Origin of the sequence: Paenibacillus sp. URB8-2, assembly GCF_013393385.1 — a bacterium.
GTDB lineage: Bacteria > Bacillota > Bacilli > Paenibacillales > Paenibacillaceae > Paenibacillus_AQ.
The window spans coordinates 3,614,136-3,638,874 of record NZ_AP023239.1 but is presented as its reverse complement, the minus strand read 5'-3'; the positions used below and the strand labels follow the sequence as shown (position 1 = coordinate 3,638,874).

The 24,739-nt window shown below is 54.1% G+C and carries 28 protein-coding genes and 1 pseudogene; 28 read left to right on the top strand and 1 reads right to left on the bottom strand.

All coding sequences use genetic code 11. The features are described 5' to 3' along the window. The first annotated feature begins 371 nt into the window (after positions 1 to 371). From PUR_RS16755 to PUR_RS16700, 12 genes and pseudogenes are all read left to right on the top strand, one after another. Positions 372 to 968 carry an RNA polymerase sigma factor gene (locus PUR_RS16755; protein WP_179036229.1) on the top strand — a complete coding sequence of 199 codons (597 nt, stop codon included), beginning with the start codon at positions 372 to 374 and terminating at the stop codon, positions 966 to 968. Further along, positions 965 to 1,558, top strand: a complete 594-nt coding sequence (locus PUR_RS16750; protein ID WP_179036228.1) for a zf-HC2 domain-containing protein — start codon at positions 965 to 967, stop codon at positions 1,556 to 1,558. Before PUR_RS16755 ends, PUR_RS16750 begins: the two co-directional genes overlap by 4 nt. 123 nt (positions 1,559 to 1,681) lie before the next feature. Beyond that, the gene (locus PUR_RS16745; protein WP_179036227.1) at positions 1,682 to 2,269 is read left to right on the top strand and encodes a histidine phosphatase family protein; all 588 of its coding nucleotides are present in this window, start codon (positions 1,682 to 1,684) and stop codon (positions 2,267 to 2,269) included. Between the two features lie 90 nt (positions 2,270 to 2,359). Then, on the top strand, positions 2,360 to 3,448 hold the full coding sequence (locus PUR_RS16740) for a hypothetical protein (RefSeq protein WP_179036226.1): 1,089 nt from the start codon (positions 2,360 to 2,362) through the stop codon (positions 3,446 to 3,448). A gap of 129 nt (positions 3,449 to 3,577) precedes the next feature. Continuing rightward, positions 3,578 to 3,917, top strand: a pseudogene (locus PUR_RS16735) (gamma carbonic anhydrase family protein); the annotation flags it as partial. Positions 3,918 to 3,936: 19 nt separating this feature from the next. Then, a complete protein-coding gene (locus PUR_RS16730) occupies positions 3,937 to 4,116 on the top strand; it encodes an IDEAL domain-containing protein (RefSeq protein WP_124693606.1) in 180 nt (59 codons plus the stop codon). 195 nt (positions 4,117 to 4,311) lie between these two features. Further along, positions 4,312 to 4,740: a DUF2487 family protein gene (locus PUR_RS16725; protein ID WP_179036225.1), complete on the top strand. Its 429-nt coding sequence runs from the start codon at positions 4,312 to 4,314 to the stop codon at positions 4,738 to 4,740. A gap of 197 nt (positions 4,741 to 4,937) precedes the next feature. Continuing rightward, complete coding sequence (locus PUR_RS16720; RefSeq protein WP_179036224.1) at positions 4,938 to 5,492, top strand: QcrA and Rieske domain-containing protein; 555 nt, start codon at positions 4,938 to 4,940, stop codon at positions 5,490 to 5,492. Between the two features lie 6 nt (positions 5,493 to 5,498). Next, entirely contained in the window at positions 5,499 to 6,170 is a 672-nt protein-coding gene (qcrB, locus tag PUR_RS16715; protein ID WP_124693609.1) for a menaquinol-cytochrome c reductase cytochrome b subunit, read from the top strand. Between the two features lie 28 nt (positions 6,171 to 6,198). Beyond that, positions 6,199 to 7,074, top strand: a complete 876-nt coding sequence (locus PUR_RS16710) for a menaquinol-cytochrome c reductase cytochrome b/c subunit (protein ID WP_179036223.1) — start codon at positions 6,199 to 6,201, stop codon at positions 7,072 to 7,074. A 101-nt stretch (positions 7,075 to 7,175) separates the two neighbouring features. Continuing rightward, positions 7,176 to 7,778, top strand: a complete 603-nt coding sequence (locus PUR_RS16705; RefSeq protein WP_179036222.1) for a DUF1405 domain-containing protein — start codon at positions 7,176 to 7,178, stop codon at positions 7,776 to 7,778. Between the two features lie 56 nt (positions 7,779 to 7,834). Then, on the top strand, positions 7,835 to 8,737 hold the full coding sequence (locus tag PUR_RS16700) for a sporulation protein YpjB (protein WP_179036221.1): 903 nt from the start codon (positions 7,835 to 7,837) through the stop codon (positions 8,735 to 8,737). 133 nt (positions 8,738 to 8,870) lie between these two features. On the opposite strand, the gene PUR_RS16695 is transcribed toward PUR_RS16700, so the two are convergent. Beyond that, a complete protein-coding gene (locus tag PUR_RS16695; protein WP_179036220.1) occupies positions 8,871 to 9,740 on the bottom strand; it encodes a YitT family protein in 870 nt (289 codons plus the stop codon). A 172-nt stretch (positions 9,741 to 9,912) separates the two neighbouring features. Between PUR_RS16695 and PUR_RS16690 the strand changes: the two genes are divergently transcribed. The 16 genes from PUR_RS16690 to PUR_RS16615 all read left to right on the top strand — a co-directional run bounded on the left by PUR_RS16690 (position 9,913) and on the right by PUR_RS16615 (position 24,684). Beyond that, positions 9,913 to 10,242 (top strand): nucleotide pyrophosphohydrolase, encoded by a 330-nt coding sequence (locus tag PUR_RS16690; RefSeq protein WP_124693614.1) that lies wholly within the window; start codon positions 9,913 to 9,915, stop codon positions 10,240 to 10,242. 43 nt (positions 10,243 to 10,285) lie between these two features. Further along, positions 10,286 to 10,807, top strand: coding sequence for a tetratricopeptide repeat protein (locus PUR_RS16685; protein ID WP_179036219.1), 522 nt, complete (start codon positions 10,286 to 10,288; stop codon positions 10,805 to 10,807). 36 nt (positions 10,808 to 10,843) lie between these two features. After that, a complete protein-coding gene (gene dapB / locus PUR_RS16680) occupies positions 10,844 to 11,647 on the top strand; it encodes a 4-hydroxy-tetrahydrodipicolinate reductase (RefSeq protein ID WP_179036218.1) in 804 nt (267 codons plus the stop codon). Between the two features lie 15 nt (positions 11,648 to 11,662). Then, positions 11,663 to 12,082 carry a methylglyoxal synthase gene (mgsA, locus tag PUR_RS16675; protein WP_124693617.1) on the top strand — a complete coding sequence of 140 codons (420 nt, stop codon included), beginning with the start codon at positions 11,663 to 11,665 and terminating at the stop codon, positions 12,080 to 12,082. Continuing rightward, positions 12,079 to 12,774 carry a bacillithiol biosynthesis deacetylase BshB1 gene (bshB1, locus tag PUR_RS16670; RefSeq protein ID WP_179036217.1) on the top strand — a complete coding sequence of 232 codons (696 nt, stop codon included), beginning with the start codon at positions 12,079 to 12,081 and terminating at the stop codon, positions 12,772 to 12,774. Before mgsA ends, bshB1 begins: the two co-directional genes overlap by 4 nt. Positions 12,775 to 12,851: 77 nt before the next feature. After that, on the top strand, positions 12,852 to 14,003 hold the full coding sequence (bshA, locus tag PUR_RS16665) for an N-acetyl-alpha-D-glucosaminyl L-malate synthase BshA (RefSeq protein WP_179036216.1): 1,152 nt from the start codon (positions 12,852 to 12,854) through the stop codon (positions 14,001 to 14,003). A gap of 18 nt (positions 14,004 to 14,021) precedes the next feature. Next, positions 14,022 to 15,032 carry a CCA tRNA nucleotidyltransferase gene (locus PUR_RS16660; protein ID WP_332107909.1) on the top strand — a complete coding sequence of 337 codons (1,011 nt, stop codon included), beginning with the start codon at positions 14,022 to 14,024 and terminating at the stop codon, positions 15,030 to 15,032. Further along, on the top strand, positions 14,993 to 15,307 hold the full coding sequence (locus PUR_RS26390) for an HD domain-containing protein (RefSeq protein ID WP_332107908.1): 315 nt from the start codon (positions 14,993 to 14,995) through the stop codon (positions 15,305 to 15,307). Before PUR_RS16660 ends, PUR_RS26390 begins: the two co-directional genes overlap by 40 nt. Beyond that, on the top strand, positions 15,288 to 16,085 hold the full coding sequence (locus PUR_RS16655; RefSeq protein ID WP_179036215.1) for a biotin--[acetyl-CoA-carboxylase] ligase: 798 nt from the start codon (positions 15,288 to 15,290) through the stop codon (positions 16,083 to 16,085). The genes PUR_RS26390 and PUR_RS16655 overlap by 20 nt, the downstream gene beginning before the upstream one ends. A 289-nt stretch (positions 16,086 to 16,374) precedes the next feature. Next, positions 16,375 to 17,244, top strand: coding sequence for a 3-methyl-2-oxobutanoate hydroxymethyltransferase (panB, locus tag PUR_RS16650; protein WP_179036214.1), 870 nt, complete (start codon positions 16,375 to 16,377; stop codon positions 17,242 to 17,244). Beyond that, positions 17,244 to 18,134, top strand: coding sequence for a pantoate--beta-alanine ligase (panC, locus tag PUR_RS16645; RefSeq protein ID WP_179036213.1), 891 nt, complete (start codon positions 17,244 to 17,246; stop codon positions 18,132 to 18,134). The genes panB and panC overlap by 1 nt, the downstream gene beginning before the upstream one ends. Beyond that, positions 18,127 to 18,510 carry an aspartate 1-decarboxylase gene (gene panD / locus PUR_RS16640; RefSeq protein WP_179036212.1) on the top strand — a complete coding sequence of 128 codons (384 nt, stop codon included), beginning with the start codon at positions 18,127 to 18,129 and terminating at the stop codon, positions 18,508 to 18,510. Before panC ends, panD begins: the two co-directional genes overlap by 8 nt. Before the next feature lie 118 nt (positions 18,511 to 18,628). Next, complete coding sequence (locus tag PUR_RS16635; protein ID WP_179036211.1) at positions 18,629 to 19,270, top strand: tetratricopeptide repeat protein; 642 nt, start codon at positions 18,629 to 18,631, stop codon at positions 19,268 to 19,270. Between the two features lie 114 nt (positions 19,271 to 19,384). Then, the gene (dinG, locus tag PUR_RS16630) at positions 19,385 to 22,243 is read left to right on the top strand and encodes an ATP-dependent DNA helicase DinG (RefSeq protein WP_179036210.1); all 2,859 of its coding nucleotides are present in this window, start codon (positions 19,385 to 19,387) and stop codon (positions 22,241 to 22,243) included. Positions 22,244 to 22,745: 502 nt separating this feature from the next. Continuing rightward, entirely contained in the window at positions 22,746 to 23,396 is a 651-nt protein-coding gene (locus PUR_RS16620) for a redox-sensing transcriptional repressor Rex (RefSeq protein WP_179036208.1), read from the top strand. After that, on the top strand, positions 23,383 to 24,684 hold the full coding sequence (locus tag PUR_RS16615) for an amidohydrolase (protein WP_179036207.1): 1,302 nt from the start codon (positions 23,383 to 23,385) through the stop codon (positions 24,682 to 24,684). The genes PUR_RS16620 and PUR_RS16615 overlap by 14 nt, the downstream gene beginning before the upstream one ends. Positions 24,685 to 24,739 lie beyond the last annotated feature (55 nt).

The following is a 24,739-nucleotide window of genomic DNA, read 5'->3' as shown; positions in this document are numbered from 1 at the left end:
CGCCATTTGTCGTCACTCTGGATAAGCCGCACCAATATCTGTGCCATGCCCGATCAATTTCGGGGTTATGATGGCAATTAGCAGTTTTTTTGTCGAACAGGGCTGGCGGAAAGAAGTTTACAAGCGGCATCCGTCTATTAATGTCATCGGAAACCGAATTGTGGTACAATAGGAAAAGTATTTTTATAGATTTGTTGTTAACCATTCGTCCCAATAATTTAAAGCTTAAAAATAGCCGTCCTGAATATACATAGAAACCGGTATGGAAATCGGTCTTTTTTTCAGAAATAACCGCAACTTTTTTGGACCCGCTCGGTAATAATGATTACCAACGGGATATGACGTGCTATGGCGAGGAGGAAACGCCCACCATGACGGATTCCCAGTTAATCCAGCTGATCAAGCAGGGAAATACCGAACTTTATTCAGAACTCATGCGACGTTATCAACGCAAAATCCTGGCATTTGTCTATCACATGCTAAAGAACTCCCAGATGGAGCTCATCGCCGAAGATCTCTGTTCCGAAACGTTCTACAAGGCTTTTCGCAGCCTTCATTCCTTTCGTGAAGTTGACGCCTCCTTTTCCACATGGCTGTACACCATCGCACGCAATACCGTGCTCAGCGAGCTGCGGAAGCACCGCGTAGGCAATGTGTCGCTTGAAGAAAGCGGCTATACGCCTGTTGCACCGCTGGAAGTGGCGCCGGAGCAGGCTGTACTGCGTAATGAACGGATGAATCTCGTACGCAAAGCGATCAACAATCTCCCGGAGAAACAGCGTTCCGCGCTGATTTTACGGGAGTATGACCAAATGGATTACCAGGAAATTGCGACGATTCTTGATCAGAGCGTAAGCTCGGTCAAATCGTTGTTGTTCCGCGCAAGAAGCAGCGTAAAGCTTCAGCTTGAGTCCTATTTTTATGAACCTGCTTATGATGAACAGCCTGAGAGGATGAAAAGCCAATGAACTGTAGAGAAGCGCAGAATCTGATTCCGCTTCTTTGGGATGCTCCTCCCGATAAAAGGGAGCGCAAAGCTTTATTGCAGCATATCTCTCAGTGCTCCTATTGTTCTGCCGAATGGGAGATGTGGGAAGAAAGCGGCCGGCTGATCCAGGACATGAAGGTTTCGGTCAGCGACGAACGAGCCGAGGCTGTCAACGCGCGCGTAATGGAACGAATATATCTGGAAAGCCCTTGGCTGATGCCGGGTGACGGCAAGTCGCCCGGCAAGCCCGGAATTTTCCGGCGGCGGATCAGCTTGTGGATCGCCTGTTTTCTGGCGGTGTTCCTGTGCAGCTTCCTCTACTTTACATTGGTGCAGACGCCGGACAACACCACTATGGCGCAGAGCGGAATTGTACCGACCGGCGTCGCCGGATCAACCGGTGATTGGCAGTCCGTCTATCCGGTCGATTCCGGAGGCAGCGAGATTGTCGAGCCTCTCGTCGTGAGCATGGGGCCAACCCATCCGCAGTATTGGATGGTACTGTCCATGCTGGGAATTGGCTTATCCATCTTTTCGTTAACCCGGCTTAACCGGTACCGCAGACATTGAAAGAGCTCTCTTGAACCCAGGAGGGCTTTTTTGCTGTCCATACCCTTTCAAAAATGGAGACATTTAAGCTCATCCATGTTACAGTAAGAAAAAAATATATACGGAAAAGGATGGGAGTTACTTATGTTGATGGGCTTGATACGCCATGGCCAGACGGACTGGAACGCTGTAGGCAGGATTCAAGGGCAAAGTGATATCCCGCTTAACGGCGAAGGCCGCAGACAGGCGGAAATGCTGGCAGAGCGCCTTCTGCACGAACCTTATCGCTGGGATTACTGCATTACCAGCAACCTTTCCCGGGCGGAAGAAACGGGGAGAATTATTGCCGGTCGACTTGAGCTTCCGCTGCTAGAGGCAGACGAGCGTATCAGAGAACGCGCATACGGTCAGGTAGAGGGGCTTACAGCCGCTGAGCGTGAAGCCAGATGGGGAAGGAACTGGGATCAGCAGGAATTCGGTCAGGAGAAGGATGAACAGCTTCAGACGCGGGCGCTTGCCTTTATGGAGGAATTATCCTCGAAGCATCCGGACAAGAACGTGCTCGTTGTTTCGCATGGCGGTTTACTGGCCCAGCTTTATACCGCGCTTTACAAGAACAAATATTCCGAGCGGATCGGCAACCTGTCCCTGACCATTTTGGAGAAGAAGGAACAGGAATGGAACCCGCTGCTGTACAACTGTACCCGCCATATCCTGCATAATCAGCGCTAACCCGATCCCCTCGGGTTATTTTTTTTGCGAAAAGTGGAATAAAAAAAGCTAGCAATCCCATAATGGTATTAAAACGGCGAGGCGATGAAGATGAATCTGGCGGATATGCTCAGCTTTGCGGACATGAATCAGCTGACGGCCATAGCAGGCCGTTACCGCTGCGAATGCAAGCAAAATTCCAAGCAGGACCTTATTCAGACGCTGCTCATTACGCTTGGGAGCAAAGATTTTATGGAGGCCCAGGTAAGAGAATGCTCACAAGAAGACTTGCGCTTCCTCAATGCCCTGCTGTTTGACGAAAGAAGCTATCTTACTCTTGAGGATTTGCTTGCCGCGGCGAGGGCGGCGTCATTCGATACTCCGGCCGGACAAAGCGGAGGTTACCGCGACACCGTGACCCGTTTTAAAAATGGAGGCTGGCTCTTTAACGGTACTTCCCAGCAGTCCAGGTACTTGTTTCAAGTTCCGAAAGACTTGAAAGAACGTTTCCGGGATCGGATGGCGGCACGGCTTAAGGAGGGATTGGAGCCGAGCGGAGAGCCTGACATATACAGGGAAGAAGGCGATCTCGCCGCCGCCGATTTGCAAGCGCTACTGCGTTTTGTCCATGAAGACGAGCCGGAGCTGAATATGGAAGGTGCCATGTACAGAAGATGCCAGCAGCTGCTCATGAACAGTCTGCATATTCCTGAACCGCTTCTGACGAAAGGCGGCTGGCGGTTCGGTTACGGCAGAGCCTGCGAGCATTATCCGCCAAGGCTGGCCCTCCTGTACGACTATGCCCGCCATCGGCGCTGGATCGCGGAAGAAGGACAGCGGCTAAGATTGACGAGTACGGGCGCGGCGGTTTTGGAAGAAGCGAAATACGAATCCCTGTTGCAGATTTTCTCCTTTTGGTTAAGACTTTATAAAGGCGCTATTCCAAACCTTCCATCACTCGTATACTGGATTGGCGTGTGTGCGAACGAATGGGTGACGGTTAAATCTTTGGAAAATGCGCTGGGCTGGCTGATCAAGCCGTTTTATTATGACGATGCCGGTTCGATTCTGGAAAAACGCATTCTGCGTATGATGCTGCATCTGGGAATGCTTAGAGTGGGTGAAGCGGCTTCAGGCCCCGTTGTCAAAATGACGGCTTGGGGAATGGAAAGGGCGCAATCCAAACAACTGCTCCTATAGAGCAGAGGAGTTTTGCAAGGCCGCATCACCAGGCAAGCTTTCCTATGGATGCTTAAGGGGGAGAGTACTTGCGGATTGCGTATGGGACCTACATACTGCAGCTTCATCCGTCCGTCTATGTGGCTGAAGGTTCAGGATGGTGCCATAGGTCATGTTGCCGACCGATTGCAGCTTGTGCTGGGTGACGATATTTCAGTCGGACACGGGGCTATCATCCATGGCTGCAGGATAGGCAATGGAACATTAATTGGAATGGGCGCCATTCTGTTGAACGGAGTAGAGATTGGTGAATATGCTTTAGTAGGAGCCGGTTCAATTGTAACCGAAAACAAAAAAATCCCCCCCCTACACCCTTTCCCTCGGATCTCCGGCCAAGGTAGTACGGGAACTGACGGATCGAGATCTGCTCCGGATGGCGCGTACTTCCGCCAGTTATGTGGAGAGAGGGAAAGAATACGGAATAACATAAACAGCGGAGGTGTATTCGAATGGACAAAATGAAGGCAACCTATGAAGTGATGTTAGGGCTCGCGGCAGAAATGGTGTGGGACGAAGCGCTGCGCAAGCGCCGGTGCGACATCTTGTACCGTGAGATTGACACGGCGCTGGCTACCGGTGACGAGGTTGCATTCCGAAACCTGACAGAAGAACTGAAAAGTTTGGCATAGAGGAGATGCGCTTCACGGCGCACCTCTTTTTTTGCAATATCAGAAAGTATAAGCTTCGCACTTATCCTTAACCTGATATTTTTACGAGAAACGGATGCCGTCCTCTTCCAGAGGACGGCGAAGCCGTTTCTTCTTGCGGTAATCATACTTCGCGTCTAATATAATACGGGAAAAACGGGGAGAGGCGGCGGGAGGATGAAATTCAGCGATTTCGACAGCGGCAGTTGGGCGGTAAATGGAGAATTTTATGATACCTGTCTCATTCCTTTTACAGGATTGACAGGAAAGGAATCGCCTCCCCAAACGGTGGAGCGGCTCGAACGTCTTCGCGACTCCATCGATTTAGTGGAGCGTCCTTTCAAGGGACGGATTGTGGTATATCCTGCAGTGCAATACGATGTTGTTGGGAAAACCGATATTATAAATGAAATATGTCACAATATCAAATCCAATAATTTCCGGTATGCCATCGTGCTGGATGCGATTGGATTGCTCACCGCCGACAGCATAATTGAAAGCGATTTAATTGTTGCTGTTAATGACTTTTTCGGCGATAATAGCGGTAAGGGGATTGCGTTTGCATTGCAAAAAATCCGGGAGATGTGGCATAAAGAAATGCACTGAAAATATGACGAAAAACCGACAAAAATTATGCAATTAAACTTTTGTCCGTTTCTTATCCCTGACGATTTTATTGACGGGTATTGGAAGCTAAGCTATGATTAGGTTGAATGGATATATATGTGATTTATATCATTGTAAATGGATTAATTCTTCCTCCGAGCGCTTTCCCAAATCCGATTTAGGGGGTAAACGCAAATATGAGCGGCCATGACGAATACCGGAATCATCCGAACGAGAAACCGCCCAGCCGTAAAGAAATGTCACGCAGACAGTTTTTGACGTACACACTAGGAGGAGCCACCGCTTTTATGGGAGCGGGCGCCGTTCTGCCGATGATCCGTTTTGCCGTGGACCCGATACTACATAAGAAGGGCGAGGGAGAATTCATCAAGGTGGCGGAAGAATCCAAGATAACGGGCGAGCCTCAGGAATTCAACTTTGAGCTCAAGCAGCAGGACGGATGGTATGCCAGCACGGCGACGCTGACTGCCTGGATCCGCAAAAACGAACAGGGAGAAATTTATGCGCTTTCACCGGTCTGCAAGCACCTTGGCTGCACGGTCGGATGGAACAATAACAAGGCGACTCCGGACGAATATCATTGTCCCTGCCATGGCGCACGATACACCAAGGCGGGCAAGAATCTGGCCGTAGCGCCGAAGCCGCTCGATCAGTATAAGACGAAAATTGAAAATGGCTGGGTATACCTGGGCGATATTGTGCCCAATACCGAGGCCGTCAAGGAGGCGTAACCGCCGATGTTTAAAAATGTCTACAACTGGATTGACGAACGTTTGGACATTACACCCATCTGGAGGGATGTCGCCGATCACGAGGTGCCTGAGCATGTAAATCCGGCCCATCATTTTTCCGCATTCGTCTACTGCTTCGGCGGATTGACCTTTTTCATAACCGTCATTCAGATTCTGTCCGGCATGTTTCTAACGATGTATTATGTTCCCGACATTATCAATGCTTACGCCAGCGTCGAATATTTGCAGACCAAGGTCGCCTTTGGACAAATCGTCCGCGGCATGCACCACTGGGGAGCCAGTCTTGTCATCGTCATGATGTTCCTGCATACGATGCGTGTATTCTTTACAGGCTCCTATAAGGCGCCCCGGGAGATGAACTGGGTTGTCGGGATGCTTATTTTCTTCGTGATGCTGGGACTGGGACTTACCGGGTATTTGCTTCCCTGGGACAATAAATCGTATTTCGCTACAAAAGTCACGCTGGAAATTGCCAACTCCACGCCCGTGCTTGGTCCGGTGCTGAAGGAATTGATGCAGGGAGGCAGTATTGTAGGAGCGGAGACGCTGACGAGATTTTTCGCCCTCCATGTATTTTTCCTCCCGGCGGTGCTGCTTATTCTGCTCGTAGGACATTTCATCATGATCCGCAGACAAGGCATTTCCGGACCGCTGTAACGGCCATCCGGAGAGAGGAGGACATTTGATGGCACATGAGGACAACTCCAAGGAGAAAATAGTCTTTGTCGGCGACTCGCGGGTCAGGCGGGGAAACGGCTTTGTCCCTCCTCCCGACTATTCCGCCTATCCTGGGAAATCGGAGGCGTTCATCCCGAACTTCCTGCTCAAAGAATGGATGGTCGGCGTCGTAGTGCTTGTCGGCATTCTGGTGCTGACGATTTCAGAGCCTGCGCCCCTCGGCTTTCCCGCCAACCCCGGCGCGACGGTGATTCCGGTACCGGACTGGTATTTTCTGTTTCTGTATCAATACCTGAAGCTGCCTTACGCCTCGGGGGATTATATCATCCTTGGCACAATGGGCGTTACGGGCGTCGCGTTCGGCTCCCTGCTGCTGGCTCCCTTTCTGGATACGGGCAGAGAACGCAGGTTCTACCGCAGACCGATTGCTTCGTCGCTGATGTTTCTCTCATTGGCCTCCATCATATATCTGACGAACTCGGCCTGGACGGAATATAAGCATGAAATGGCAGCAACGGGGCAGGTGCCCGAAGATGTGCAGCGTGAGGAAAAGGCGGCCGAGAACCGGGCGAAGGGACTGCCGACAAGCAGCGCCGTACAGGCGAAAGAGGTTGCGATCGTGGACAAGGAAGATCCGGCTATGGCAGCTTATCAGAAGGCCGGGTGCGTCGCCTGCCACGCCGCCGATATGAAGGGCGCGGCGGGCCCGTCCCTGCGCGGCGTCGGCGACAAGCATGACAAGGAGGGCATCATAACGATTATTAAAGAAGGTTACGATAACAAGATGCCTCCCATGTACGACACAGCCATCAATGCCGGCTTGACCGACAAGGACATTGACCACCTGGCCGAGTGGCTTGCGAAACAAAAAACCGAACAGTAAAATAGAGGAAGATCGCATAACCAGATCGAATAATACGGTCTGGTTTTTGCATGCTTTAGGGGAGGCTTACCGTGTCAAGAGTCGGAAGGAAGTTGGAAAAAATGCTTAAACACCGGGCCATTATTTGGCTGCTGCTTGCGGTCAATATTCCGGGAACGATTTATGGATACATATGGTACGGCAATCAATTGGCCTATACGGCGGCCCATTACCCGGACTGGCTGCTGCCGTTCGTGCCCGATAGCCCGACGGCAAGCCTGTTCTTTACGCTGGCGCTTATCCTTCTGTTATATCCGCCCAAAACAGTGGCCGGGGTTTCTGTAAGGGCTGTGATCGAGGCGCTGGCGGTCGTAACATCCGTCAAATATGGCATTTGGGCGGTCTCCATCATTGTAGCAGGCGGCTACCAGGGGGGGGCGGTCGATTGGCGGGACTGGATGCTGATGATTTCGCATACCGGGATGGCGGTGGAGGCGCTGCTGTACGCCCGGTTCTTTATTTGCCGCAAGATGATTCCGGTTGCGCTTCTGTGGACTCTGCTTAATGATACGGTCGACTATTCTTTCGGCGTCTACCCTTGGCTTCCAGCCACGCTTGAGGATGATGTGCTGCAGGTCCAGATATTCACCTTTTTACTGACTCTTGTCAGCGTGTCGGCTGCTTGGCTTGCGTCTAAGGCCGTCCTGCTGCAGCGATCCAAATAACAAGGATGTTCTAACCCTTGTCCCTGCGCATACACATAAGGCAGGAGGGATGTCTCATGCTGCGCAGGAGGTATTGGGTATTTATGACGCTGCTCGCCTTGGTCTGCACGGCGGCGGCAGGATGGGATGCGGCAAGCGCTGCAGGCTACAATGAGGTTCTCCTGCCAGTGGGCAGGACGGTTTCCGGCATGGCGGAAACGCCGGCGCAGAAGACTCAGCCGCCGGTTGCCGCCAAAGCAGGCGCGCTGAAGCTAGAGCAGCAGACTGAGGCGCTGTACGGGTATGTTGCGGAAGGAAATATCAACAAGGCAAGGGAAACGATTGATGCGATTTCCAGGTTGTTCGTGGCGTCTTCTTTTGAAGGACTTACATCCGTTGAAGGGGTTAATGCACTCTCGGGGGCGATTTTGGATATGAAAGCCGCCGCCGCGGGGGTGAATGTGCAGCAGCAGCGGTGGGAGACGGCCGCCGCCAGACTACGTCTGGCCGCCAATAGTCTGGCCCATCCCCGCCAGCCGATGTGGCTTCAATATTACAAGCTGATCCTTGAGGATCTGAACGATATGGAACATAGCGCGGTCGGAAACGATCTGACGGGCTGGAAAACGGCGGTTTCCCATATACAGGAGCGCTACGATACAATTCGGCCGGCCATCATCATTGCCCGTAAGCCGGAAGAAGTGAACCGGTTCGATGCCTGGCTCTCTTATGCCTCCGGGCTGGCGGCGGCGTCCCGGCCGCCGAGACGGGAAGAGCTCATGAACGCCGTCTCGAACGGGCGGGAGGCCGCAAGGGTGATGTTCGGGAAAGAGAAGGATGAACCGACCCTGTCGCTTCCGCTCGCTCCTAGGGAATACGGCCCGGCGGGATGGCTGGGCGCGGGATTTATTCTCGCTGCGCTTGCCTACACCGGGTACAGAAAATACCGTGGGGATAGAAGCCGGTGGCAGCCGTTCTGAATAAAGCTTCGATGAATTCACATAAAACGGAATCGCAAGTTGAGCGAAAAGGAATATTTCAAAAAGCGGGACCGGGTCTGGAATCTTCCATGCCCGGTCCCGCTTGGTCTGCTTATCGGTTTCTGATTACTATTCAAATTTCCCGGAAGCCTTCCCCGTGAACGTCGTGCACATCGCTGATTATGACGAACGCCCGCGGATCGACCGATTTGACCAGCTGGCTGAGCTGCCGGATTTCCTGACGGGAAACGACGCAGTATACCGTATGCTTGGCCTGCTTGGAATAGGCGCCTATCGACGGGATTAAGGTGACGCCCCGATCCATGTCCGTGGTGATCAGCTCGGCGATTTCCTGCCCGAAGTCGCTGATTATCGTAAATGCCTTGGCGGCATATGCGCCTTCCTGAATAAAATCGATCACGCGGGAAGAGATGAAGACGGCGACCAGCGTATACAAAATTTTCTCTCTCGGGATATAGAGCAGGGAGGAGCCGATAATAACAACGTCGATCGCCAGTATGACCTGCCCCATGCTCCAGCCGAAACGGCGGCCGCATATGCGGGCGACGATATCTACGCCGCCGGTCGTGCCGCCGAAACGGAAAACGATGCCGAGACCGAGGCCGAGCGTAACTCCGGCGTAAAGGGAGGCCAGGATAAAATCATGCTCCGTTCGGAAGGGCTCTACCCACCCAAGCGCGATCATCCGCTCGAATACCCACAAGAAGAATGACAGCGATCCGATGCCGACGCCGGTATAGACGATTTGACGCGCGCCGAGCACTTTCCAGCCAAGCAGAAACAGTGGAAGGTTAAGCAACAGCGTGGTCAGAAACACCGGTATGCCGAAGCCGTAATTCAGGAGAATGGTAATCCCGGTTACGCCGCCTTCCATAAGCTGATTGGGAATAATGAAATAAAGCAGTCCAAAAGCGTACACAGCGGTCCCCAGCATGATCGGAGCGACCGTCTTGATGATCGAACTCAATTTTGCAGTATTCATGGATTCCTCCGTTATGCCGTGATAACGGCAGTTTTTCTCCGCTAACGCGAAAGTATACCTATAAACAAACGTAAGGCAAGCAAAAAAGATTTGTCTTCAAAACGTCTTTACGATAACATAGGGGCAAACGAAAAGGCAATATGCGGCAGAGCGAAAGGAGCGGCGCCCGAAGATGGAGAAAAGTCTCGCCGAAATACAGCGGGAAGTGGACGCTTACATTTCTCAGTTCAAGGAAGGTTACTTCAGTCCGCTTTCGATGCTTGCACGCATGTCCGAGGAAGTGGGGGAATTGGCCCGGGAAGTCAATCATTCTTTCGGAGAGAAGCCGAAAAAGGCGGACGAGCCGGAAAATTCGATTGAGCTGGAGCTGGGCGATATTCTGTTCATAACCGTTTGCTTTGCGAATTCCCTCGGCATCGATTTGACGGAAGCCATGGACAAGGTCATGCTTAAATTCAATACCCGCGACGCAGACCGCTGGACGAAAAAAAACACCGATTAGGCGCCACCGCATATGATGAATCATATGACGGAGGGTGGTACGTATGAGTCCCGGTGAATATGTGAAAGAAGCGTACCGCTGTATTTTGCGAAGTGATTTCGAGGAAGCGATTCTGTGCTTCGAAGCCGCGATAGCGGCCGACCCGAATGATCCGGAAGTCCGGTATCGCTGTTCAATCACTTACGCGCGCAGCGGAAGGCTCGAAAAGGCGGCAGAACATGCCAGGGCCGCAGTTAAGCTTGACGGCGCCAAGACGGAGTACAGTCTGCATTTGCAGCATTTGCAAGCAATGCTGTACGTGCAGGAAGCCAAACGGCTGCTGGAGGACAAAATAGACGCCAAGAACAATCCATTCCGGCCGATTACCTTGTTGAACGAGGCGGTGAAGCTTGATCCCCTTTACGGGGACGCTTACGTATGGCTGGCAATCGCCTACAGCCGGATGAACGAGCATTTGCCGGCAATTGCGGCCATGAAGGAAGTCATCTCGCTGCATCCGGACGATGATGGTTTAAAGGAATTGATGAAAGATCTTCAGAAATCGCTGCAGAAGTACATGCAGTAATCATAAGCAGAATGAAAGCGGGGGTCATAAACGTAAATGAATAATAAAATCAGAGTTGTTGTTTCGGGAGCGGGCGGCCGAATGGGCAGAGAAGTCGTGAAGCTGGTTCTCCAGGATGAAGAGCTGACGCTTGCGGCCGCTGTAGACCGTTCGCTGCATGATATCGACGCGGGCCTGCTGGTAGGCCTGCCGGAAGCAGGGGTAGCCGTCACCGGGGACCTCGAAGCCGCTTTGGTGGCCGGGGGTGCGGATGTGCTGGTCGATTTCACGACGCCGCAATCGGCTTATGCCAATACGGCGTCGGCAATTAAATACGGTGTAAGGCCGGTAATCGGTACGACCGGTTTTACATCCGAGCAGATTGAAGAACTGGACAAGCAGTGCCGGGAACAGGGAATCGGCGGGCTGATCGCCCCGAATTTCTCGATTGGGGCCATTCTGATGATGAAGTTTGCGGCGCAGGCTGCAAAATACTTTCCTAATCTAGAGATTATTGAGTATCATGGAGATCAGAAGCTGGATGCCCCATCAGGCACCTCGATCAAGACCGCTGAGCTTATTGCCGAGGCGCGGGAGGAACTGCGTCAGGGCAACCCGCAAGAGGAGGAAATCATCGAAGGCGCCCGTGGAGGTTATTATAACGGTTTCCGGATACACAGCGTTCGGCTGCCGGGCGTTTTTGCCCAGCAGGAGGTTGTGTTCGGCAGCTTCGGCCAGACACTGAAGATCCGCCACGATTCCTACGAACGTGCGGGATATATGCCCGGTGTCAAGCTGGGCATCGAAAAAGTTATGGGATATACGGGAATGATTTACGGATTTGATCACTTTATCGAATAGACAGGGGAGAAACCGATGAAGATCGCATTTATAGCGCATGACCGCAAGAAAGATGAAATGGTTAATTTTGTAACAGCTTATGAACATGTGTTTCAGGGACATGAAATGTATTCGACCGGCACGACCGGGCAGCGTATTATGGAAGCGACCAAGCTGAGCATTCACCGCTATATGTCGGGGCCGCTCGGCGGCGACCAGCAGATCGGCTCGCTTGTTGCGCAGGACGAGCTGGACCTGATTATTTTCCTGCGGGATCCGCTGATGGCGCAGCCGCATGAACCGGATATCTCGGCTCTGCTTCGACTCTGCGATGTGTACGGCATTCCGGTCGCGACCAACATCGCAACTGCGGAAATATTGGTCAAGGCGATTGACCGCGGCGATTTCGCCTGGCGGGATCTGGTACACAAGTACAAGCCGGGAGTCGACGAATGAAGCTCGACATTCTCGTGTTCGGTGCCCACGCCGACGATGCGGAGATCGGCATGGCCGGAACGATTGCCAAACATACGGCAGCCGGGCTAAAGGTCGGGCTATGCGATCTGACCGCTGCGGAAATGTCCTCCAATGGGACGACACTGATCCGCAAGGAGGAAGCCGCCCGGGCGGCAGCCGCGCTCGGCGCTGCATCGCGCACCAACCTGGGACTGCCTGACAGAGGACTGCGCCTGACGGAAGACCAAATTGCGGCGGTAACGGCGGAAATCCGCCGCTCCTCGCCCGATATCGTGTTCGCTCCCTACTGGGAAGACCGCCATCCCGATCATGTAGCCTGCAGCAGGCTTGTGGAGGAGGCGGTTTTTAATGCAAAGCTTCGTAGGTATATGCCGGCGCTGAAGGCCGTTCCGGCTCCTCATCTGTACTTCTACTTCATTAATGATTTGGGGCGTACGGATCTTGTCGTCGATGTGAGCGACACTTACGGAGTCAAGGAATCGGCTTTATCCTGCTACCTCTCCCAGTTTCAGAAAACGCCGGGGGAGGATGTCGTGGCGACGCCGCTCAACGACGGTTATATCGAACGGGTTCGCTCAAGAGATATGCTGCTCGGACAGCGCAGAGGATTTCCTTTTGCCGAGGGCTTCGCTTCAAAAGTTCCATATGCGGTTGATTTGTTTAAAAGATAAGAAACAGTAACGGGGCGGCACCCGCAAGAAGCGGATATGCGCGGACCGATTTGTCAATAAATAAAGGAGACGGACGTATGGACCGGTTGTTGAAAATAGGCATTACCTGTTATCCGTCTCTCGGCGGCTCCGGCGTAGTGGCTACGGAACTCGGAAAGCTTCTGGCCGAAAAAGGCCATGAGGTTCATTTTATCACTCACAGCGTTCCGTTCCGTCTTGGAACGTTTCAGAAAAATATTTTTTATCATGAGGTTGAAGTCAACGACTATTACGTATTCCGTTATCCGCCTTACGATCTTGCCCTGGCGACGAAAATGGCCCAGGTAGCCAAAATGGAGAAGCTCGATCTGCTTCATGTTCATTATGCGGTTCCGCATGCCGTCTGTGCCTTTCTGGCAAAGCAAATGGTAGGTGGCGGGGTCAAAGTAGTTACAACGCTTCACGGTACGGATATAACGGTGCTGGGCCAGGACGAATCGCTCAAGGATCTCATCCGGCTTGGCATTAACGAAAGCGATGCGGTGACGGCAGTGTCACAGGATCTTATCAATGAGACGCGCCGGGTGCTTGATATCACGAACGAGATTGACCTGACCTACAACTTTGTAGACAAAAGGGTGTATTATCCACGAGACGTTTCCGATTTGCGGGGGGATTTTGCGTTACCAAATGAAAAAATTTTGATGCACATCTCCAATTTTCGTCCGGTCAAGCGTGTTTCGGATGTCGTGGATATATTCGCCAGGGTTTCAAGGAAGGTTCCTTCCCGTCTCCTGCTTGTAGGCGAGGGTCCAGAGCTTCCGAAGATTCAGGCCAAGATCGCCGAAATGGGTCTGGAAGACAAGGTGCGGTTTCTGGGCAAGCAGGATGAAATCGCCCAGGTCATTTCGCTAGCGGATGTGCTGCTGCTTCCTTCGGAGAAAGAGAGCTTCGGGCTCGTCGCCCTGGAAGCAATGGCCTGCGGTGTACCGACGATCGGTTCTCAGGCAGGGGGCATACCCGAGCTGGTGCTGCATGGCGAAACCGGATTTCTGGCACCGATCGCCGATACGGCTACGATGGCGGAATACGCCGTTCAACTGCTGACCGATGAGGCTTTGGCGCGGAAGTTCCGCACGGCTTGCCTGAAGCGCGCGTGCGAGGATTTCTGCAAGGACGCCATTACCGATCAATACGAAAGCATCTATCACCGCGTACTGGACCGCAAGACCGCAAATGCGGTCCGCTAAGAATGGAGCCGTGTCATTATGAATTGGAAGATGGCCGACCCCCGGATGGCCGAGGCTGCGGGCCTTATAATCGTCCGTCTGACCGAAGCGGGGCATGAAGCATACTGGGTCGGCGGCTGTATCCGGGACGAACTGCTCCGGCGTCCCGTCAACGATATGGACATTACCACCTCCGCCAGGCCGGAGTCGGTCATGTCGCTCTTTCCAAGATGCGTGCCCACGGGCCTGCAGCATGGGACCGTTACCGTTCTGGAGGCCGATTTCCCGTTTGAAGTAACGACCTACCGGACCGAGAGCGGCTACGCCGATCACCGGCGACCGGAGAGCGTAACCTTCGTGAAGGATGTCAGGGAGGATCTCCGCCGCCGGGATTTTACGATCAATGCGATCTGCATGGGGCTGGACGGAGCGCTGATCGATCCGTTCGGCGGGGCAGAGGACCTGCGCCGCCGTTTGATCCGCTGCGTAGGCACCGCCGAGGAGCGTTTTGACGAAGACGCGCTCCGCATGCTCCGCTGCGTGAGGTTCGCGTCCACGCTGGATTTCCGCGTCGTGAAGAACACGTGGCGCGGTCTGCTGCGCCGCCGGGACGGACTGGCGCATATCGCCGTTGAGCGCGTCTACGCGGAGCTGGCGCGCATCGTGGAAGGCCCCAGGCCCCTCAGCGGCCTGGGGATGCTTGCGCGCAGCGGGCTGCTAGCGCGCGGAAAAGCCCCGTTCCCCTGGACCGGCGAAAGACTGGCGGCTGCGGCCGCCGGTCTCTCCGGCATCGGGGAACTGGAGAGCGCCCTCCTGCGGTGGGCGCTGCTCCTCCATGCCCTGGGCACCTCGGCCGGCGAGGCCGAGAGGTTGCTGCGGGCATGGACGTTCCCGGGGCGACGCGGCGCGGCGTCGCCCAGGTGCTGCGGGTCCGCGAGGCGTGGACCGCAGCGGCGGAGGCGGGGCCGGAGGAAGGCCCCGCGGACTTCCGGCGGCGCTTCCTCGCCGCCGTGCTGGCCTTCGGCGCGGACGCCGCCGAAGGGTGGCTGACGCTGCTGGCCGCCTTTCCAGAAGGCGGCCCCGGCGCCGGGCTTGTCTCTTCCGCCCGGCAGTGGCTGCGCGAGATGCCCGTTCGCGGGCTGGCCGATCTGGCGGTGACGGGCGGCGATTTGACGTCCGCCCTGGACAAGCGTCCGGGGCCATGGCTGGGGCAGCTGCTGCAGAAGCTGCTGCTGGCGGCGGCGTCCGGCGACGTGCCCAACGACCGGACGGCCCTGATTATGAAAGCGAAAAGGATGAATCATCATGAGCATGGAGAAGATTAAGTCAGCCGCCTTCGAAGCGGAGAGCCTGCCGGATCTGGAATGGGCCGGCAGCCTGCACCGCCTGGATTCGGTGGTCTCTACCCAGGAGGAAGCTAAGCTTCTGGCGGAGAAGGGCGTTCCGCAAGGGACGGCCGTCATGGCCGAGGAACAGACTGGCGGGCGGGGACGGATGGGCCGGAAATGGCACTCTCCGAAAGGCAAGGGCATCTGGATGAGCGTTGTTTTGCGTCCGGCCATCCCGCTGCAGTCTACGCCCCAGCTGACGCTTCTGGCAGGCGTCGCCGTCTGCTCCGCCATCCGGAAGATGACTGGCGTTGAAGCGGGCATCAAATGGCCGAACGATCTTCTGGCGCGCGGCAGAAAGCTGTGCGGTATTTTGCTGGAATCAAGCTTTGGACCGGGAGGTCTCCAATATTGCATCGCCGGGATCGGCATCAGCGCCAATCTAACGGAGGAAGACTATCCGGCGGAGCTCAGGGAAATTGCGACATCACTGCTGATCGAAGGCGGAATGCCGGTCGATCGCGGGGAGCTGGCCAAAGAAGTACTCCGGGAGCTGAAATACCATTACGGGCTGTATATGGATCAAGGGTTGAAGCCCATCGCCCGCTTATGGGAGGAACAGTCGGTTACTCTGGGCAGAAGGATCGGTTTGAAGACGCCGCAGGGCTGGCTTGAAGGGACTGCTATCGGTCTTGGAGAAGACGGCGGACTGCTGCTTCGGGAGGAGAACGGAACGGTTACGAGCGTGTGCACCGGCGAAATCGTTCTGATTTAGACAAAGAATTCCATTCGTTGTCATATTTTTATCGTGTAATTGTACGATGAATTTGTTATACTGTTCGCAAGAGGCGGTATCGGTTATACGAACTGCACTCTGGGTATGGCACTTCTTGTAACTGTAATGAACGGTTACGTTGGATTCTGCTCTGAGCCGCAAGGACCGAGACAGAAGGGACGATCGCGAGTGACTCTTTTTTGCCCTTCGGACCTTTTTAGCAGATACGCTAAAAGGTTTTTTTGTTTGCGCTGAAACGGCGCGGTGACTCGCAAAAGGGGAAAAGGGAATGGCTGAAAAACAACCACTGAATATTGTGAAAATGAAAAAAATGAAGGCGGAAGGCGTGCCGCTGAGCATGCTGACCGCGTATGACTATCCTTCGGCCCGCCTGGCTGAAGAGGCAGGAGTCGATATGATTCTTGTAGGCGACTCGCTTGGCAACGTTGTTCTCGGATATGATTCGACGCTGCCTGTAACAATCGACGATATGGTATATCATACACGGGCCGCTGCCAGGGGTGCTGAGCATACCTTCATTGTGGCGGATATGCCTTTTATGACGTATCACGGCGGTATTGACGAAAGCCTGCGGAATGTGCGCCGTCTGATGCAGGAAGGACATGCCCATGCGGTAAAAATGGAAGGCGGGCTCGAAATTTGTGGAACCGTGTCCTCTATCGTCTCCGCGGGCGTGCCGGTGCTGGGCCACATCGGGCTTACGCCGCAATCGGTAAATACGATCGGCGGATACCGGGTGCAGGGCAAGGACGCCAGGGATGCGCAGCGTCTGATGGACGAGGCGAAAGCGCTGGAGAAGGCGGGCGCGTTCGGCATCGTGCTGGAGCTCGTGACCGAGGAAGTGGCTGAAGCCATCACGAAGGAGCTCTCCATACCGACCATTGGGATCGGAGCGGGCCGCTATTGCGACGGGCAGGTGCTCGTGTACCATGATGTGCTGAGGTATGCTTCGCCTTACAGGGAGAAGCGGTTTGTGAAGACATACGCTGATGTCGGCGGTATTATCCGCGACGCGCTCGGCCAGTATGTGATGGATGTCAAGCAGCGCGCCTTTCCTGCAGCGAGCCATGCTTTCGGTGCGGATGAGGGTGTTCTGGAATCATTGTACGGCGCAGCCGGAAAAGGAGCGAGATCATAATGAGAGTCGTTAGAACGATAGAGCAGCTGCGGGAGGCCGTCGGATTCATGCGCGATGCGGGACAAGGGCCCGTAGGGCTGGTGCCTACGATGGGCTATCTGCATGATGGTCACGCAAGTCTGCTGCGCCGTGCGGGCGAAATGTGCGGTACGGTAGTCATGAGCATATTCGTCAATCCGATTCAATTCGGACCGAATGAGGATTATGAAGCCTATCCGCGCGACGAACGGCGGGATCTGGAGCTTGCGGAGCGCGAGGGTGTCGATATCGTGTTTATTCCTGCGGTAGAGGTGATGTATCCCCGGGAAATCCGCAGCAAAATCGTGGTCTCTTCTCTTACGACGAGACTGTGCGGAGCTTCACGTCCGGGTCATTTCGACGGTGTAACAACGGTTGTAGCCAAGCTGTTTAACCTGGTTCAACCGGATTATGCCTTTTTCGGACTGAAAGACGCCCAGCAGGTGGCGGTGCTTCGGCAAATGGTCGACGACTTGAACATGAATGTGAAGATCGTTCCCTGTCCTATCGTACGCGAAGGAGACGGGCTCGCGCTCAGCTCCCGTAACGTCTATTTATCGGCCGAAGAACGCCGTCAGGCGCTGGTGCTGTCCCGTTCGCTTCGGGAGGCCCGCGCAGCGGTAGAGGAAGGACGCGCTGCTACGACCGGTGAAGTCCGGGAGCTGCTGTCAACCATTATTTCCGGCTCGCCGCTTGCTGATATTGATTATGCGGAAATCTTGACATTTCCGGAGCTTGAACCGCTTGAGGGTAATTTCCCGCTCACCGAAGCCGAAGGAGAAATTATCATGGCGCTGGCCGTCCGGTTCGGCCGAACCCGTCTGATCGACAATATCATCTTTACGCCGAAGGAGGTCGCAGCTCTTGTTTAGACATATGATGAAATCGAAAATTCACCGGGCGACGGTAACCGAAGCCAATTTAAACTATGTAGGCAGCATTACGATTGATGAGGCTCTTATGGAAGCTGCCGACCTGCTGGAGAATGAAAAGGTGCAGATTGTGGACAACAACAACGGTTCCCGTCTGGAAACCTATGTCATTCCGGGTCCGCGCGGCAGCGGCGTCATTTGTCTGAACGGCGCGGCGGCAAGACTTGTGCAACCTGGCGATACGGTAATTATTATTTCCTATGGGATTTTTTCCCAGGAAGAGCTTGAACGGCACAAGCCTACGGTCGTGTTTGTGGATGAGAACAACCGTCCGGTTAAGCTGGACAACAAAGAGCTTCACGCGACGATTGCCTGATTCGGGCATCACGGGCCAACCATGCAATCACTGCCACGCATGAAAGAGCGTCCTCAGGCGAACAATGAAGTCAGGCAAGCTGCACTGATCTCATTTTCCTCAAGGAGGGATGGCTCCCGTGTTTCAACAGATGTTTGCCGAAATGAACGTTATGCTTTCCGATATCGCCAGACAATTGCCAGAAGCCCAGGGAATACGGCGTCGTGAGCTGTTAAGCAAATACCGCATGCTCCGCAAGCTCAGCGATGAAGCGCTGGACGAGTGGTTGGTTTTTGCGGAGGCGCTCAGTCTGTTCCGCCAGAATGCGGAGCTTGCCGAAGAGCCGGAACCGGAGCCGCTTGGCGGTGAAGCCTCCGGGGTTGAGATGGAGAATTTTGCGCGCGGTCAGGGGTATTACAAGCTGCTGATGTATCCGAAATGCATCGAACAGTTCGACATCGTCATCTCTCTTTATCCCGACAACCTGCCCGCCCGGCTGTACCTTGCAATGTCCCATCTCCATTTGGGCAAAGCCGGTGCGGCATGGGAACATTTGGAGCACATGCTGCCCCTTGTTCAGAGCCGGAAGCTTAAGGCGCATCTATACAACGCAATGGGCTGTATTGCGGGGTCGGGCCGCCGGTTTGAGGAAGCAAAGGAGCTGTTCGGTCTGGCGCTGAAATATGATCCCGCGTTTCCCGAGCCAGACGCCAATCTGGAGGTTTGCCGGCGCGGAAGAGGCGAGCTTAAAATCGGAAGCCAACTGGTCTCACTGCTGTAATTCAGGCGGTAATTTTGGAGCGATGCAACTGCTGCTAACGGCGGTGTGCATCGCCTTTTTTCGCAACATCTGTTATGCTGATAGGGAGTCTCAAATGAAAGGGTTTAAAACATCATGAAATTTGCCGTGCTTGATTTTGAAACAACGGGAACCCAGTCCGTAGGTGAAATTATTCAGGTCGGACTTGCCATTATAGAAGAAGACCGGACCATTTCGCGTGTATACGGTTCCTACGTCAAGCCCGGAGGACCGATACCCCCTTTTATTACCGGTTTAACCGGCATTACCGACAGCGATGTGCAGGACGCGCCTGAACTTGAAGAGATGATGATGGAACTGGTGCCCCTGCTGAATGATGTCGTGCTTGTCGGGCATAATGTCTCTTTCGATTTTCATTTTCTGCAGAACGCCTTGGACCGGTGCGGGTATTTGCCGTTTCAGGGCCGTATTCTCGATACGATTGATTTTCTGAAAATCTGTTTTCCGTCGCTCACCACTTACCAGCTTGGATCCGTCAGCTCCCATTTCGGTATTATCCATGAGCGTCCGCATCAGGCGGACAGCGACGCGCTTGCGACAGCGCACGTGCTGCTGAAATGTCTGGACGAGCTGTACAGCCAGCCACTGCTTACGGTGCAGCGCCTGACCGAGTTGTTTGCAGGAGAAGACAGCGATTTAAGCTGGTTCTTTGAGGGACTGCTCGGCGAACGCGAAATGGAATCGTTTCAGCCTGAAGGCGAGCTTCATTTCTATCGTCAGCTTGCGCTGGCCGCCCAGGATTGGACGGATCTGCCTCCTCCGCGGGAGGAGGGCGATAATCCAGCGGAGCAGCTGTCTTTTGAAGACTACATGGAAGAGGTCGTCAGGCGGCTGCGAAGCATCCTGCCCCAATACGAAAGCCGGCAGGCTCAGGAGATCATGTTCGGCGAAGTGATCCAAGCGCTGGAAGAAGAGAAGCATTTGCTGATCGAGGCGGGCACGGGAACCGGCAAATCGCTCGGTTATTTGCTGCCTGCCATTTACCAGAGCGTCCGTACGGGTCAAAAAGTGATGGTCAGCACTCATACGATTAATCTTCAGGACCAGCTTCGCGAACGAGATATTCCTTTATTGACCGAGACCGTGCCCTTTCCGTTCAAAGCGGCGGTGTTTAAAGGAAGAGGACACTATTTGTGTCTGCGTAAATTTGAACATAAAATAAATAAAAGAGATTTCGTCTCCCCGAGAGAGGACACGCTGACTGCCGCGCAAATGATCGTGTGGCTCACTCAGACTGAATCGGGCGACGACGAAGAGCTGAATATGAGCAGCCGGGGCGGCGACTTTTGGGAAACGGTGGCGAGCGATACCGACTCCTGCCTGGGGCGGGCTTGTCCGTGGTTCCGTAAATGCTACTATCATCGCGCCAAGCATGAGGCGGGGAATGCCGACGTGGTAATTACCAACCATTCCAAATTGTTTGCCGATGTAAAAGCGGGCCATCAGCTCCTTCCTTCTTATGACTACCTTGTGATCGACGAGGCGCATCAGCTGGAGGAAGTGGCAGGAAAGCACCTGGGCATGCATATGAAGCACTTCACCGTGTCTCATACGCTGAATCGTCTGTACAAAGACAGCCGGAACGGTCAGCTCCCAGCGCTGCGTCAGATTCTTCAAAGCTCGGGCAGCGAGCAGGCTTCCGAGTGGAGCGGCGTTATCGACAGGCTGTATCCCGATCTCCTTACCGTAAAAGAGTCGTGGGATTTGCTGAGCGAGAAGCTGTTCACTCTGATGCCGGAACGCGCCGACTCGGGGGCGGGAGAAGCGGGGCAGCTTGTGCACCGCCTTCTTCCCTCCAAGAAGCCGAAAGGCTGGGAAGAGCTTGCTTTGCTTGAGAATACACTGAATCTTTCATTAAGCGATATTATCCGCAAGGGCGACAAAATGCTGTCCGAGATGCGCGATCAGGAAGGTCAGTCTTCGGCTGACAGCCTTGTAACCGATGTTGGCGGGCTATTCAAAGATTTGGGCGATATCCGCGAGCAGGTGCGTTTTTTTATGGGCATGAACGATGAAAATGTTGTATATTGGCTGGAGGCAAATGGAAATTACCGCAGCAAATCGCTGCAGCTCTATGCCGTGCCCGTCGATGTCAGCACCCACCTGAAGGAACTTTTTTTCGATAAGAAAAAAAGCATCGTTCTGACGTCTGCAACCTTGTCCGTCGATAAATCGTTCCAGTTTATGATCGACAATCTGGGTCTGAATGAGGCTCATGAGGAAGGACGGCTGTCTACTGTACAGCTTCCTTCTCCGTTCCGATACCGGGATCAGGCGCTTCTGGTCATTCCGCGGGATTTCCCCAGCGTGAAGGGTACGGTGGGCGACGCCCGGTTCGTTGATATGCTGGTTCATTCCCTGGCCGAGGCCGCGGTAACGACGAGGGGACGCATGCTGGTTCTGTTCACATCGTACAAGATGCTGCGCCAGGTCTACGACCCGCTCAAGGAGGCGCTGGCCTCCGAGGAGATCGCCGTGCTGGGCCAGGGCGTCGAAGGAGGCAGCCGGAGCAAGCTGCTCCGCCGCTTCCAGGAAAATTCCGCTTCCGTTCTGCTGGGAACGAGCAGCTTCTGGGAAGGGGTGGATATTCCCGGCGACGCGCTAACTTGCCTGGCGATCGTCAGATTGCCTTTTCAGCCGCCGAACCACCCGCTTGCGGAAGCCAAAGCCGAACTACTGCAGGCGCAGAAGAAGAATCCGTTCATGAAGCTGTCCGTGCCTCAGGCCGTCATCCGTTTCAAACAGGGATTCGGCCGCCTTGTGCGGACCGCGCAGGATCGCGGAATTGTTATCGTATATGATACCAGAGTAATCGAATCTTATTACGGGAAATACTTCCTGTACTCCTTGCCGGGACCCAAAATGGAGCATATGACAACAGAGCAAATGGTTCCGCGAATCGCCGAATGGCTGCAGCATGACGGAGCATCTTAGAAACGGATCGGCCATAGTACAACATAGGCCGATCACCCGGTTTTAGCCTTGCCGCTTTTAGAAACGGATTGGCCATAGTACAACATAGGCCAATCTCCGGTTTCAGCCTTACCGCTTTTAGAAACAGATTGGCCATTGTACAACATAGGCCGATCACCGGTTTTAGCCTTACCGCTTTTAGAAACAGATTGGCCATTGTCCAACATAGGCCGATCACCCGATTTTAGCCTTGCCGCTTTTAGAAACGGATTGGCCATTGTACAACATAGGCCGATCTGTCCGGTTTTAATCTTTTGGCGGGTCCTATAACTAAATCCCGCCATTCGTAAAGCGTGTCCCGAACGGGACGATAAGCGATCCTTCACCCGTCTGATCAAGGTTCCGCCCAACTTCCGCCAACGCCAATTGCCATTAGCGGGTGTCCAGAGGGCGGCAGCCCTTGGGGCCCTCCCTTGGAAGGGAGGGTTTGGGAGGGATCGATAATCTTTTAGGAGGAGAACACATGAAATCGGACAAAATATCGGAGGCCGTTGTCCGCAGATTGCCTGTGTATCTGCGGTTTTTGAACGATCTGCACAGACGCGAAATCGCTACTGTTTCTTCTCAAGAGCTTGGACAGCGGCTCGATTTAAATCCTGCGCAAATACGAAAGGATTTGGCCTATTTCGGAGACTTCGGCAGAAAAGGAATCGGCTATGACGTTCCGTACCTGATCGAGAAAATCCGCCATATCCTGAAGCTGGATCAGCCGATCAACGTTGCTTTGGTCGGAGCCGGCAACCTGGGCCATGCTCTATCCAATTACAATGCATATTTGAAAGATACGATGAAAATAACGGCCGTCTTCGATTCATATCAGCCGAAAGTCGGAACCAAAATCAATACACTGACCGTCCAGCCCATGGACGAGCTTGCAAATACCGTCCGTGAGCAGGGCATTCGCATCGGCATCATTACCGTGCCTGATCAGGAAGCGCAAAATGTCGCGGATATTCTCATTGAATCCGGCATTGAAGCAATTCTGAACTTTGCGCCGGTAATCCTGAAGACGCCATCCGAGGTTCGCGTGCACGCTGCCGACTTTACGACAGACCTGCAAAGCTTGGCGTATTATCTTCACGAAGGAAAGGAAGAGGAAGTTGATGGGCAATAAATGGATGATCCGCGGCGGCAAATTCGCTGTGCCCGGCGCTGATAAGCCTGTTATCGACGGGTATATGGTTATCGATAACGATCTGATCACATACATAGGGGAAGAACCGCCTGCGCTTGAAGAAGACGTTCCTTCCTTTGACGGAAGCCGTCTTCTGTTCTTGCCCGGATTGGTCAATACGCATGGGCACGCAGCGATGTCTCTGCTGCGCGGCTACGGAGACGATCTTGCTCTTCAGGTATGGCTCCAGGAGAAAATGTGGCCGATGGAGGGGAAATTCACTGGCGACGACGTTTACTGGGGAACCGCCCTGTCGGTACTGGAAATGCTTAAGGGAGGAACAACGACGTTTCTCGATATGTACGATCACATGGGCCGGGTCGCGGAAGTGGCTGAAGCTTCCGGAATACGCTCCGTCCTGATGCGGGGCGTAATCGGACTGTGCCCGCCGGAAGTGCAGGACCAGAAGCTTGCGGAAGCGATTGCTTTTGCAAAAGAGTGGCACGGTAAAGCGAACGGAAGAATCACGGCCATGATATCGCCGCATTCTCCGTATACCTGCCCTCCGGATTATTTCGAGAAATTCGTTCAGGCTGCCCATGACCTGGACTTGCCTATTCATACCCATATGTCTGAAACGCGGCGGGAAGTGGAGCAGAACGAAGCGGATTACGGACTGCGGCCCGTAGCCCATCTCGAGAAGCTTGGCATGTTCACCCGCCCGTCGCTTGTGGCGCACGGCGTCCATCTGAACGACGAGGAAATTGAAATTCTTGCCCGTAAGTCTGTCGGCGTTTCCCACAATCCGGGCAGTAACCTGAAGCTGGCCAGCGGGGTTGCTCGCGTACCCGAGCTGTTGAAGGCGGGCGTTACGGTATCGCTCGGAACGGACGGTCCGGCAAGCAATAATAACCTGGACATGTTTGAAGAAATGCGCCTGGCCGCGCTGATCCATAAAGGAGTGTCCGGCGATCCGACGGCGGTTCCAGCCGGCGAAGCGCTGCGTATGGGAACGGAGTATGGCGCGAAGTCCGTATTCCTTAATCAAGTGGGCCGCCTCGCGCCGGGAATGAAGGCCGATTTCATCGCCATCGATATTGACCAGCCGCATCTGCTGCCGCATACGGATCTTATATCACATGCCGTATACTCGGCCAGCGCCAAGGACGTCGAGCATGTATGGGTGGACGGCAAGCAAGTTGTCAAAAACGGGAAGTCCCTGACGCTTGACGAAGAGGAGATCCGCCGAAAAGCCCAGGAAGCGTTCGAGGGCCTGCTGAAGCGGTAAGTAGATTGGAGCTAAAGGTTACTTTTTACAAGAAATGAGCGCCGCCTGTATAAGG

Excerpts from the sequence above, each read along its gene's own strand:
- PUR_RS16695 (WP_179036220.1), bottom strand. The coding sequence starts at position 9,740 with ATGAATACTGCAAAATTGAGTTCGATCATCAAGACGGTCGCTCCGATC.
- PUR_RS16720 (WP_179036224.1), top strand. The coding sequence starts at position 4,938 with ATGAGCGGCCATGACGAATACCGGAATCATCCGAACGAGAAACCGCCC.
- dapB (WP_179036218.1), top strand. The coding sequence starts at position 10,844 with ATGAATAATAAAATCAGAGTTGTTGTTTCGGGAGCGGGCGGCCGAATG.
- dinG (WP_179036210.1), top strand. The coding sequence starts at position 19,385 with ATGAAATTTGCCGTGCTTGATTTTGAAACAACGGGAACCCAGTCCGTA.
- PUR_RS16730 (WP_124693606.1), top strand. The coding sequence starts at position 3,937 with ATGGACAAAATGAAGGCAACCTATGAAGTGATGTTAGGGCTCGCGGCA.
- panB (WP_179036214.1), top strand. The coding sequence starts at position 16,375 with ATGGCTGAAAAACAACCACTGAATATTGTGAAAATGAAAAAAATGAAG.
- PUR_RS16655 (WP_179036215.1), top strand. The coding sequence starts at position 15,288 with ATGAGCATGGAGAAGATTAAGTCAGCCGCCTTCGAAGCGGAGAGCCTG.
- PUR_RS16705 (WP_179036222.1), top strand. The coding sequence starts at position 7,176 with ATGCTTAAACACCGGGCCATTATTTGGCTGCTGCTTGCGGTCAATATT.
- PUR_RS16690 (WP_124693614.1), top strand. The coding sequence starts at position 9,913 with ATGGAGAAAAGTCTCGCCGAAATACAGCGGGAAGTGGACGCTTACATT.
- panC (WP_179036213.1), top strand. The coding sequence starts at position 17,244 with ATGAGAGTCGTTAGAACGATAGAGCAGCTGCGGGAGGCCGTCGGATTC.
- PUR_RS16725 (WP_179036225.1), top strand. The coding sequence starts at position 4,312 with ATGAAATTCAGCGATTTCGACAGCGGCAGTTGGGCGGTAAATGGAGAA.
- PUR_RS16700 (WP_179036221.1), top strand. The coding sequence starts at position 7,835 with ATGCTGCGCAGGAGGTATTGGGTATTTATGACGCTGCTCGCCTTGGTC.
- PUR_RS16710 (WP_179036223.1), top strand. The coding sequence starts at position 6,199 with ATGGCACATGAGGACAACTCCAAGGAGAAAATAGTCTTTGTCGGCGAC.
- mgsA (WP_124693617.1), top strand. The coding sequence starts at position 11,663 with ATGAAGATCGCATTTATAGCGCATGACCGCAAGAAAGATGAAATGGTT.
- PUR_RS16755 (WP_179036229.1), top strand. The coding sequence starts at position 372 with ATGACGGATTCCCAGTTAATCCAGCTGATCAAGCAGGGAAATACCGAA.
- PUR_RS16745 (WP_179036227.1), top strand. The coding sequence starts at position 1,682 with ATGTTGATGGGCTTGATACGCCATGGCCAGACGGACTGGAACGCTGTA.
- qcrB (WP_124693609.1), top strand. The coding sequence starts at position 5,499 with ATGTTTAAAAATGTCTACAACTGGATTGACGAACGTTTGGACATTACA.
- bshA (WP_179036216.1), top strand. The coding sequence starts at position 12,852 with ATGGACCGGTTGTTGAAAATAGGCATTACCTGTTATCCGTCTCTCGGC.
- PUR_RS16750 (WP_179036228.1), top strand. The coding sequence starts at position 965 with ATGAACTGTAGAGAAGCGCAGAATCTGATTCCGCTTCTTTGGGATGCT.
- bshB1 (WP_179036217.1), top strand. The coding sequence starts at position 12,079 with ATGAAGCTCGACATTCTCGTGTTCGGTGCCCACGCCGACGATGCGGAG.
- PUR_RS16685 (WP_179036219.1), top strand. The coding sequence starts at position 10,286 with ATGAGTCCCGGTGAATATGTGAAAGAAGCGTACCGCTGTATTTTGCGA.
- PUR_RS16620 (WP_179036208.1), top strand. The coding sequence starts at position 22,746 with ATGAAATCGGACAAAATATCGGAGGCCGTTGTCCGCAGATTGCCTGTG.
- PUR_RS16660 (WP_332107909.1), top strand. The coding sequence starts at position 14,022 with ATGAATTGGAAGATGGCCGACCCCCGGATGGCCGAGGCTGCGGGCCTT.
- PUR_RS16740 (WP_179036226.1), top strand. The coding sequence starts at position 2,360 with ATGAATCTGGCGGATATGCTCAGCTTTGCGGACATGAATCAGCTGACG.